Genomic DNA, 9,626 nt, shown 5'->3' with positions numbered 1-9,626 from the left:
TCTCCGACCTACATCACCCTCTGGTACGTCCTAGGGACAATATTAGGATTACTGCGAGGGAGGCCGCGGAGAGCGTCACGGCAACGGCCGGCGGTAGCCGTGGAAGCGCTATAAGCGCGAAGTACAGGAGATACGACACGCCGAGAGCCGCGGCGGACCAAATAGCCACGGTCAAGCCGGCTCTGGACAACGCCGCCTCTACCCCAGCCAAGTCGTACCCCCTCAAGGCCAGCCTCCTCCGCAACTCGCCCAGCCTATAGGCGTAGAGCGACAGAAACGCCGCCGGCTCGGCCAAAGGCGCCAGAAGCGGCCGGGACGACAGAGCGAGGAGCGCGAAGGCTATCACGTAGACTGCCGCCGACAGGAGGCCGTTGCGGCGCAGGACCGCGAGGCCTGCCGCCGAGATCGCGGAGGCCAGCAACGGAAGCGGGCTGAGCCCGGGGAGGCTTGCCAGAACGAGGGCGGCCGCCGTCGCCGCTAGGTATGCCGTTATGTACCTCATAGGCGGGCGAGCACGCGCGTCGGCGGCTCCAGCGGCGGGGACCAGACGATCTTGTCGGCGCAGAGCACCCTCTCCCTCCTACTCGCGAAGAGCTTGGCGATCTCGGCAAACGCGCCCCTCGCGGGCGCGACCTCGACGACGAGGACATTCCTGGCGCTGAGGCACAGCCTCTCGATATACTCGGCCTGAGGCCTGCAGGAGATGTAGACGTAGGTATCTGCCCTAGGCGGGGCCGGGCTGTATCTGGGCGGCTTTAGGTCCAGCCTCATCAAGGCCTCGCGGATCAGCTTGAGCCCGGCCGGCGAGTCCGTCGGCGGTAGCAACACGCCGCTGGGGATCACGAAGAGGCCCACGGGGAGCTTGGCCTCGACGGCGGCGTAAGCCAAACTCAGCGCTATGGATGCGCCGTGGCCTACGGCGTCTGCCCTACAGCTTGAGCTGGCGTCTAGCACCACGTAGAGCGTGCTGTGCCCCTCCCTCAGCTTCTCGTTGACGTATAGCAAGCCAGTCCTGGCGTAGGCCTTCCAGTTTATCAACTTATAGGGATCCCCAGGCCTGTACTCCCGCACTTCCAGGAACTCAGTGGAGTGGGGACCGGCGAGCGGGCCCGGCGCACGCGGCATTCCGAGGCTGGCCGCGGCGGCCCTCAGACCCGCCTTGGCGAGGTACGGCCTCACCTCCACCTCGCCCGCCGGGGTCTGTCCCCTAACTGGGCGCGACAGCGTCAACGGGTAGAACGCCCAGTCTACGCCAGACACGGGATAGCGGCCCGGCAATCCAGCAATCGCGCTGGCCGTCGCCGAAGACTTGCGGGATAGGTACAGCGCCCCCGCCGGAGGCTCCGTCGCTACCAGCCTCCTGTCGTCTAGCGCCGAGTAGAGGAGCACGCCGGGGACGTCGGATCTCGCCTCTATCCTCAAGGAGAGCTGGTCCTCAACTTTTAGCTCCCTTTTCTCGATCTGTGCGGAGACCTCCACCCGCCACCCCCTTGCGTATACGAGGTAGAAGAGGGCTAACAAGGCTATGGGGAATATCACGGCCGGGAGGAGCTCCGGCCTGCGCGTAAATACGGCGAGGGCCAGAGCGGGTATCTCGAGCGCTATGGCGTAGCGGGCTATCGTCTCCATCTCGGCACAGGTATCTTGGACAGATACTCGCGCACCACGGCCCGCGTGTCGACGCCCTCTAGCTTGTACTCAGGCTTGAGGTATATTCTGTGGGCCAGCACGTCGACGGCCAGCGCCTTCACGTCGTCGGGCACCACGTACTTCCTGCCTTGAATGAGAGCGTAGGCCCTCGCGGCCTTCAAGAGAGACGCCAGGGCCCTCGGCGAGGGGCCCGCCGCAACTCTCCTGTCGTTTCTTATCGCGGCGAATTGAGCTATGTACTCCAGCAACTCGTCCACGACCTCCACGTCCTCCACAGACGACATGGCGGCCAGGACCGCCTCCTTGTTGAGGACCGTGCGGGCCAGCGACGCGGGGTCGTCCGACCGCCACGCCAGCCTCTCCTTAAGGAGCTTCTTGTCGTCCGGATAGCCCAGAGAGAGGCGTATCATGAACCTGTCGAGCTGGGCCTCAGGCAGGGGGTACGTGCCCTCGAGCTCTATCGGGTTCTGGGTCGCCAGGACCAAGAAGGGCTTGTCCAGCTGGTAGGTCTCCCCCTCTATAGTCACCTGGAGCTCCTGCATCGCCTCGAGCAAGGCGGCCTGCGTCTTCGGCGGCGCTCTGTTTATCTCGTCGGCGAGGAGGACGTTGGTGAAGATGGGGCCCTTTATAGTCTCGAACTCCTCCCGCTCCCTACGCCACACCTTGGTCCCTATAATGTCGCTGGGGAGGAGGTCGGGGGTAAACTGGATCCTCCTGTAGGAGAGGCCCAGCACTCTGCTGAAGAGCTTCGCCAGGAGGGTCTTCCCAACGCCCGGGACGTCCTCTATGAGGACGTGGCCGCCGGCCACTAGCGCCGCCATTATCTTCTCCACGACGGACCTATCACCCACGTAGTACCGCGAGATCTCGTCTATGGCCTCCCTCAAGCTCATGGCGTCTTTAATCTGGACAACGCCGACTCCAGCGCCCTCTTCCTGCCCTTCTTCCCCCTTGCTCCTCTGAGGGCGAGGGCCTCGTTCACGGCCGCCTCCACGGGCAGTCCGGCCAAGGCGTAGGCGTAGGATATTATCGCTATGACGGCCTCCGCCCTGCCCCTCTCCACGTACTCCTCGGCGGCTTCCCTAAACCGCCTGTCGTCGGCCGCGATAGATATACTGGACGGCGTCGGTATATATTCCTCCCCCTCTCCCCTCCCCGCCACTAAAGCCACCGCGGGCACGCCAATCAACGCGATGTATATTATATCGTTTGAGGCCTCCTCGGACAGAGGCGACACGAGGAACGCGACGGCCAGCATGAGGCCGGCCGCGGTTAGAGAAAGCCCCGCCAACCTCGCCGAGCCGCCGGCCCGCCTCAGAGGGCTCCCCACGGCCAGAAGCAGGGCGGGAATCCAGAGAGCCCTCGCCCAGCCGGGGAGGAAGGGAGCGGTGAGGAAGACCAGAACGGCGGCGAAGTAGAGCGCCCGCGAGGCGGCGAAGAGGTACAGAGATCTGGCCTCCGAGGATCTCGCCAGGTAGTAGCCAGCGGCGAGGAGAGGGAGAGGCTCCACGGCCCACGCCGCGCCTACGACGAAGAGGTTCACGAACCCCCTTACTGCTAAATACGCCGCGGCGGTTGCGGGGACGACGGCCTTAATTCCGCCGAGAGCCCTCGCGGCTATCGCCAGAGAGAGCGAAAGCGCCAGCTCCGCCAGAGGCAACGGCAACAACAACGCGAGCAGTGCTATGGCCGCGGAGGCGGCGTAGCTATATACGGCCTTCATGGCCTCTAAGCCATCTGTAGAACTTGGCGAATTCGTCGTAGTCCAGGGGCAGATCGCTGTACGCCGCCTTCTCGAAAATCTCCACCACGTCCGGAGGGGCGCCCAATTGGGCCATTATCTCCCTCGCCGTCATCCAGCCCGGAGCGGACTTGAACGCCTCGTGGAAGGAGTTGGCTATCTCTCTGTGGAGGTCGGAGAACTTGACCGACAGGTCCTCCTCCTCGCCGCCCCGCCTGGCGACCACGCGCCCCAGACAGGGCTTATCCGAGGAGAGCACCAAGGCGCCTGTGGACGGCGCCGAGGCGCATCCCGAGGCCGCGATGTCGACGCCTTCGTAGGCGGGCTCCACCACCAGAGGCCTCCCCAGAGGCCATACGGGAGGCACGTCGTCGGCGAGAGGCCATCTGACTAACCGGGGCCTAACCGGCGGAGGCAAATCGGCCGAGACTTCCGGAGGGCCGGCCGGTCTGAACGCCTCGGCGATCTTAGTAGGCTCTAGAGGCTCCGCCGGCTGCGCCTGGCCGCCCGCCTCGGCGCTGGCGGCGCCCGAGATCTGCCTCCGCCGCGCTCCGGCCAACAACGCCACGACGGCGAGGACGGCGATCGCCGCCAGCACTAGAGGAATGGGCACGTTGATGGCGGTGGGCGCGTTGCCCGTGCCCGAGGGCGCCCCTCCGCCCCCTCCACCTATAGGCGGAGTAGTCGACGTGGGAGGGACGCCCGTCGCCGGAGTGCTGTTGACGAGCGAAGGCAACGGCATTAGGCGTAGTAGGTGCGCGAGGAGTAGCGATATCTGGTACGCGAGCCACGCCAATACTGCGAAGAGGAGGTATATGAAGGCCAATAGGTAGTCCAGCAGAGGGCTGGAGACGCGCAGGCTCAAGGCATTCGCCGGCGATATCAATACAGGCATGCCCGAGCTGAGAGGCAGCGCGCCCAGGCCGCCCCCGACGGCGAGGGAGGGAGAGAGGAGCGAGTAGACGGAATAGGCGAAGAGAACCGCGAGCGCGAACACGACGTATCTCCTCACAATCTAGTGTGTCGGCCGGGATAAAAATTAAGAGGTGGCCCCAATGCGCCAGCCGCCTTATAGACGGCGGGCTTGCCGTCTAGGACCCGCCGAAGGGACACAGTAGGGGACCGCGTAGCCCCGGCGGCGTGTTTCTGATCGGTCTTGGGCCGGGCATGCAGAAGACCTAGGCGCGCGCCCCCGGCGTCTGGCCAATATAGCGACGCCCGCGGGCTGGCTTGGGCAGATGCCGACTAGCCGGAGGCGCGGCGCGTGTAGGCGCCCAGCCTACGCAATTTCTCCGGGCTCCAGCCTCTTTAAGTCTGTCTTGTCGAAGTCCTTGTCGAAGCTCACTAAGGTCAAGCCGAGCCTCTTGGCGTAGAAATAGTGAATCCCGTCGTCGAAGTCCAAGCCGACACGCACCGCCTCCTCCGCCGCCCTTATCTCGTCCGCTACGTCGCTCCTTATCACGTCGAGCCCACGCCACGTCGAGATCTCGGCCAAGAAAACCTTGACGAGCTCCGGCTTTCCCAAAATCGCCGAGATCCCGTGTAGGGCGAACTGGAGGACGTACGCCTTGACGTCCCCCGCCCTCACGCGCTCCAGAAAGCGGTAGGACTCGCGCCACCTCTGCCGCCTATATAGGAGCTCCAGAAACACGTTGGCGTCAATTAGATACATGGCGCCTCCGCAGAGCCTCTCCCAGATCCTCGCCGCCCCACTCCAGATCGGAGCTCAGCCCGAGGCCCACAAGCCGATCGAGCCCACCCCCCTCGGCAGGCCCGCCGAGCTCCCTCTCCAGTATCTCCACGACGGCGCGCGAAAGCGCCCCCCTCCTCACGCCGTATCTCTCGGCCGCATACCTCCTCAGCCTTTCGGCAAGCCACCTAGGTATCTCCACCTTGATGACCTCCTTCTCACTCATGTACTTAAGTACTTTAGTACTATAAAAACCAGAAGCCGGTAAAATAGCCGCCGGGCTGAATCGGAGAAAAATTTTTAAAAACAGCGAGTAGAGATACGCCGGCGATACGGCCCGTAGCTCAGCGGTGAGAGCGCCCGGCTGTAGACAGCCCCTGGGGGTACACCTCCAGAAAGCCCCCAGGACCTGTAACGGGCGGTCCCGGGTTCGAATCCCGGCGGGCCGACTGATCGCGCCGGTTTTATGTCGCCGCTTCAGGGCTCCAAAACATGCGCTCCCTAACAACATATGTATTCCGTGTATCTCTCGGCGAGCCACATTATCTCCTCATCTAGGTCCTCCGCGTATAGAAGCCTTCCAGTCCTGACGAGCTCCTCGAGCACGCCCGGCTCGCTTGCGTCTGCTACGACGAGCTTCTCCGGAGGTATCCCGAGCTCCGCCGATAGGTCTACGGCCAGCCGCATCCTCTCCTCCACGCTCAGCGGCTTCTCGGGCCTGACGGCCACCGTGTTGGGCCCGAGGGAGTACGCCGCCTTCACCCGCGCGGCCTTCAAGGCGTATCTGAAGCCCTCGCCGGTCCGCAGATCGGGGTACCTCCTCTTGACGCCCTTAATTAATTTCTCCAGAAGCCTCACGGCGTCTTCGGCTATCTTCTCGGCGTAGGCTCTGTCCCGGACTCTGTGCATAGTCTTGGCGGCTTTGACGACCTCGGCGAGCTTCGCCGCGTCGGCGGCGTCCAGCAACGCGCCTGCCAATACTCGGGGCAGATCCTCGCATCTGGCAGGTCTCGGAAGGCCCATTTCGACCACGGCACGGGCTGCGGCCTCAACAACGTGCTTGGCGGCCACGTAGGCCCTCCAGAGAGGCCCCTCCGAGGAGGCCTCCGCCACCCTCCTCAACGCGTCCATAAAAATTAATATTGGTATAAACGATTTTGGGAATGCGGTCGCCGGTCCTCCTCCTGCTCCTTGCGGCCATCGCCTTCGCGGGGTCTCTAGTTCAGATAGGCGGCTTGAAGTTTTACGAGGCCTCCAGCCTGCAGGACTTGAGCTCCTATCTGGCGTCCCATCAAGGCCCGACCTTCGTGTTCGTAGACGAGGAGGGGTGCCCCGCTTGCGAGTACATGAAGACGCAGGTCTTCACGAACTCGACCGTGGCGTCCGCCCTCTCCGGCTTCAACCTCGTCGCCATAGATATAACCTACGTCCCAGTGAGCTCTATACCCGTATACATAAACGGCTCTGTGTTTGTCGTGGAGAACGGGCAGGCGGGCTACACGAAGCCCTACTACGGCCCCTATCAAGTACCCATATTGGGAACCCCCACTATGTTAGTGGGCTACGACATAGGGGGCAAGCTGTATCTCAAAGGCCTTCTCTTGGGCGGCCTTCCGCCGCAGGGCTTCCTGGAGTTCCTGATCCTATCCGGCTTCGCGGTCCCTACGGAGACCGTCGGGGTCCGGCCGCCCGTCGCGACGACGGCCCAGAGCGGCGTACAGCCGTTGTTGGCTCTCCCGGTCGCCTTCGCGGTTGGCGCCGCCAGCGTATTCTCTCCCTGCGTCCTCCCCGTCTTGACCGTCGGGGCCGTCGCCGTGGCCGCACGCCGCAGCCTCTGGAAGGTCCTCGCAGGCATGGTCCTCTCGTTCAGCGCCTTCGGCGTCCTCGTATCGGCGTTGGGCCAAGCCGCGTCGGGCTTTAGAGTTGCCCTAGAGGGCGCGGGAGGCGCTGTGCTACTCATGTTGGGCCTTCTTCTGGTGGTCCCCCCGCTCGAGAGGAGGTTCGTGGTGGCCATGTCGGGCCTCCAGACCAAAGCCTCCAAGGCGGCTAGGGGGGCCGGTGACTTCGCGCTCGGCCTGTCGCTGGGGGCTGTCTGGACTCCGTGCATAGCGCCTTTCATGGGCCTAGCCGCGGTCTCGGCGCTTGTGTCCGGCAATTTCCTAGACGGCTTCGCCATTATGCTGGCGTATGCGCTGGGGCTCGCGGCCGCGCTCTACGCGATACTTAAGGCCATATCTAGGTGGGGCAAGAAGGCCGCGGTGAGGTCTATGGGCTTGAGCAAGTGGGGCAGGAGGCTCGAGCTCGTAGTAGGGATCGCCTCCATAGCGTTGGGGATCCTCTTGCTGGGCGAGGCGGCCGGCTTAGGTCTGTGGAGCGTGGTTTTCGGGAAGCTACAGAGCTTTATCTAATTACTGGACTCCCGCGTACTCCTTGACGCGGGCCAACAGCTCGTGTTCGGGCGGGACGCCCACGAACTCCATATTGCCCATGGGGTCGCCCTCGCGCATGAGTATGACCGCAGGCACGCCCGTCACTCCATACTGGTCCGCTATATCGGGGTTTTCATAGGCCTCGACCATTATCGAGACAACCTTCCCCTTGCTCTCGTAGGCGAACATGTTGGCCAGCAGGACGGCGTATGGGCAGTAGGGGCACGACGGCGTCACGACAGTCATCACGTAGACCCTCTTCTGGGCCTTCTCGGCCAGAGCGGCCAGCTCGTTTTTGGTCCTAGCTCTTAAGCCCGTGCGTTTGGTTGAGAGCCTCACTATGGTCTCTATAAAGGCCCTCACCTCCTCGCCTAGCGGCGCCCCCCAATACTTTATGAAGCCGTCTCCGAAATACACCGCGGGTATTCTGGTGGGCTCGACTCCGAATTTAGCCACGGCGTCTCGGTCCTTCACTACGTCGTACTTCTTGATTATCAGCTTCTCGGGCGGAGCGAGCTGGCCCAATAGATCGAGCAACTCCTCGGTGGGGACGCACCAGTTGGTCTCCCTCCCCCCGCAGTCGTTGCTGTGGAAGAAGTTGACCTCGACGGGGGAATCCATCTGGGATAGCGTCTCCTTTATTATCTCCTTCGTCTCCTCGTCGACCTCAATATGAGGCACCTCGGCTGGTGCGGGTCCTATTGGCGTTGCTTCGGCCATGGACCCTCTATCCGTATGTCATTTTTTACTTTTTCGACCCTTCTTTCTACTCCTCTTGGACTTAGACCTCTTCGACTTTCTCGACTTCCTCCGTCCTCTCCTCTTCTTCCGTTTGGGCTTAGCCTCGCCGGCCTCGTCGATTATCTTCTTTATGGAGTCCAAGATCTCCTTATACTTCGCCTCTAGAGCCTTGCCGACCGTCTGCGGGTCGAGATCGCTCTCGTTAGTCCACGCCGATATGTCGAGGAGGAGCCCCACGCCCTCCACGTAGCGCCACGGGTCGTGCGTCGCCGTCCTTATCTCTCTGACGACAGCCCCCGATAGCCTCTTGCTCACCGGTATGTGAGCGTATAGATATCCCAGCTCCCTGTCGTGGACGAGTCTGAAAACCAGAGGGCCTTGGATCTCGACTATTACCTCGCTCACCTATATTTGTCCGGCAACGAGTTTAATAGTTTGCGTATGGCCTCGACGCTTTGGGCGAACTTGGCCTTCTCCTCTGCGCCGAGCTCGACCTCCAACACCTTCACCGCCCCGCCTCTCCCCAACACTACGGGGACCTCGACCGGCACATCAGTGACGCCGTACTCGCCTTTGAGGACCACCGAGGCTATCAAGGCCCTCCTCTCGTCCCTCTTGACTGCCTTGGCCATGAGGGCGACGCCCGCGCCCGGGCCCCAGTTGGAGGAGAAGCCTCTGAGCTCGGTTATTCTGGCGCCTGCCTTGACCGTCTCGTCGACCACTTCCTTGATCTCCTCGGGCTTGAGCAACTTGTCCAACGGCACCCCGTAGACGAAGCTCTTGCTGGGAACCGGGAACATGCTCTCTCCGTGTTGCCCCAACACGATCGGTATAATCGAGGCAGGAGATATGCCGAGCTTCTGGCCTGCGTAGAACGCCAGCCTGCCGCCGTCTAGCACCCCGCTGAAGCCTATAACCCTCTCGCGCGGGAAGCCGGTCGCCTTCCACATGACGTACGTCATAGCGTCCAGCGGGTTGGTCGTCAGAATCACTACGGAGTCCGGGGCGTACTTAGCTATATCCTTCCCTATGCCGTACACAATATCGGCGTTCTGGCCCAACAGCTGCTCTCTAGTCATGCCCGGCTTCCTCGCAAGACCTGCCGTCACTATGACGAGGTCGCTACCCCTCATGTCCGCGTTGTCGTTGGAGCCGACGTAGTACACGTCGAGGCCCAATATGGACGACATGTGGTTCAAGTCGAGGGCCTCGCCTTGCGGGAGGCCCTTCACGATATCTATCAGCACTATCTTGTTGTCGATGCCTAGGAGGCCCAACATGGCGGCCGTAGTTGCGCCTACCCTCCCGCTTCCTATAACCGTTATCATAATGTCTAGAAACCGGCTTGTTTATAACAATCAGCTACGACTTGCCA

The 9,626-nt window shown here is 62.6% G+C and carries 12 protein-coding genes and 1 tRNA gene; 2 read left to right on the top strand and 11 right to left on the bottom strand.

Annotation, left to right across the window (positions count from 1 at the left end):
- Positions 1–13: 13 nt before the first annotated feature.
- From TUZN_RS10410 to TUZN_RS10380, 7 genes are all read right to left on the bottom strand, one after another.
- A complete protein-coding gene (locus tag TUZN_RS10410; RefSeq protein WP_013680933.1) occupies positions 14–502 on the bottom strand; it encodes a hypothetical protein in 489 nt (162 codons plus the stop codon).
- Positions 499–1,629 (bottom strand): DUF58 domain-containing protein, encoded by a 1,131-nt coding sequence (locus TUZN_RS10405; RefSeq protein ID WP_013680932.1) that lies wholly within the window; start codon positions 1,627–1,629, stop codon positions 499–501. Before TUZN_RS10405 ends, TUZN_RS10410 begins: the two co-directional genes overlap by 4 nt.
- Positions 1,617–2,543 carry an AAA family ATPase gene (locus tag TUZN_RS10400; RefSeq protein WP_013680931.1) on the bottom strand — a complete coding sequence of 309 codons (927 nt, stop codon included), beginning with the start codon at positions 2,541–2,543 and terminating at the stop codon, positions 1,617–1,619. The genes TUZN_RS10405 and TUZN_RS10400 overlap by 13 nt, the downstream gene beginning before the upstream one ends.
- Positions 2,540–3,373 carry a hypothetical protein gene (locus TUZN_RS10395; RefSeq protein WP_013680930.1) on the bottom strand — a complete coding sequence of 278 codons (834 nt, stop codon included), beginning with the start codon at positions 3,371–3,373 and terminating at the stop codon, positions 2,540–2,542. The genes TUZN_RS10400 and TUZN_RS10395 overlap by 4 nt, the downstream gene beginning before the upstream one ends.
- A complete protein-coding gene (locus TUZN_RS10390; RefSeq protein ID WP_013680929.1) occupies positions 3,357–4,403 on the bottom strand; it encodes a hypothetical protein in 1,047 nt (348 codons plus the stop codon). The genes TUZN_RS10395 and TUZN_RS10390 overlap by 17 nt, the downstream gene beginning before the upstream one ends.
- A gap of 267 nt (positions 4,404–4,670) precedes the next feature.
- A complete protein-coding gene (locus TUZN_RS10385) occupies positions 4,671–5,063 on the bottom strand; it encodes a type II toxin-antitoxin system VapC family toxin (protein ID WP_013680928.1) in 393 nt (130 codons plus the stop codon).
- A complete protein-coding gene (locus TUZN_RS10380) occupies positions 5,050–5,307 on the bottom strand; it encodes a hypothetical protein (RefSeq protein ID WP_013680927.1) in 258 nt (85 codons plus the stop codon). Before TUZN_RS10380 ends, TUZN_RS10385 begins: the two co-directional genes overlap by 14 nt.
- A 107-nt stretch (positions 5,308–5,414) precedes the next feature.
- Between TUZN_RS10380 and TUZN_RS11120 the strand changes: the two genes are divergently transcribed.
- Positions 5,415–5,530: transfer RNA gene (locus TUZN_RS11120), tRNA-Tyr, on the top strand.
- Between the two features lie 52 nt (positions 5,531–5,582).
- Here the strand turns inward: TUZN_RS11120 and TUZN_RS10375 are convergent.
- Positions 5,583–6,212 carry a hypothetical protein gene (locus TUZN_RS10375; RefSeq protein ID WP_013680926.1) on the bottom strand — a complete coding sequence of 210 codons (630 nt, stop codon included), beginning with the start codon at positions 6,210–6,212 and terminating at the stop codon, positions 5,583–5,585.
- Between the two features lie 32 nt (positions 6,213–6,244).
- Here TUZN_RS10375 and TUZN_RS10370 point away from each other — a divergent pair, with 32 nt between their 5' ends.
- A complete protein-coding gene (locus TUZN_RS10370) occupies positions 6,245–7,489 on the top strand; it encodes an urease accessory protein UreH domain-containing protein (protein ID WP_013680925.1) in 1,245 nt (414 codons plus the stop codon).
- On the opposite strand, the gene pdo is transcribed toward TUZN_RS10370, so the two are convergent.
- From pdo to TUZN_RS10355, 3 genes are read right to left on the bottom strand one after another with little or no spacing between them, the layout of a single operon-like run.
- Positions 7,490–8,230, bottom strand: coding sequence for a protein disulfide oxidoreductase (gene pdo, locus TUZN_RS10365; RefSeq protein ID WP_052886252.1), 741 nt, complete (start codon positions 8,228–8,230; stop codon positions 7,490–7,492). It lies immediately after the preceding gene.
- An 18-nt stretch (positions 8,231–8,248) separates the two neighbouring features.
- Positions 8,249–8,656 carry a hypothetical protein gene (locus tag TUZN_RS10360; protein WP_013680923.1) on the bottom strand — a complete coding sequence of 136 codons (408 nt, stop codon included), beginning with the start codon at positions 8,654–8,656 and terminating at the stop codon, positions 8,249–8,251.
- A complete protein-coding gene (locus TUZN_RS10355) occupies positions 8,653–9,579 on the bottom strand; it encodes a malate dehydrogenase (protein WP_013680922.1) in 927 nt (308 codons plus the stop codon). The genes TUZN_RS10360 and TUZN_RS10355 overlap by 4 nt, the downstream gene beginning before the upstream one ends.
- Between the last annotated feature and the right edge of the window lie 47 nt (positions 9,580–9,626).

Source organism: Thermoproteus uzoniensis 768-20, from assembly GCF_000193375.1.
Taxonomy (GTDB): Archaea; Thermoproteota; Thermoprotei; order Thermoproteales; family Thermoproteaceae; genus Thermoproteus; species Thermoproteus uzoniensis_A.
Note: the sequence above shows the minus strand (reverse complement) of the source record. Positions and strands in the feature narration are given on the sequence as shown.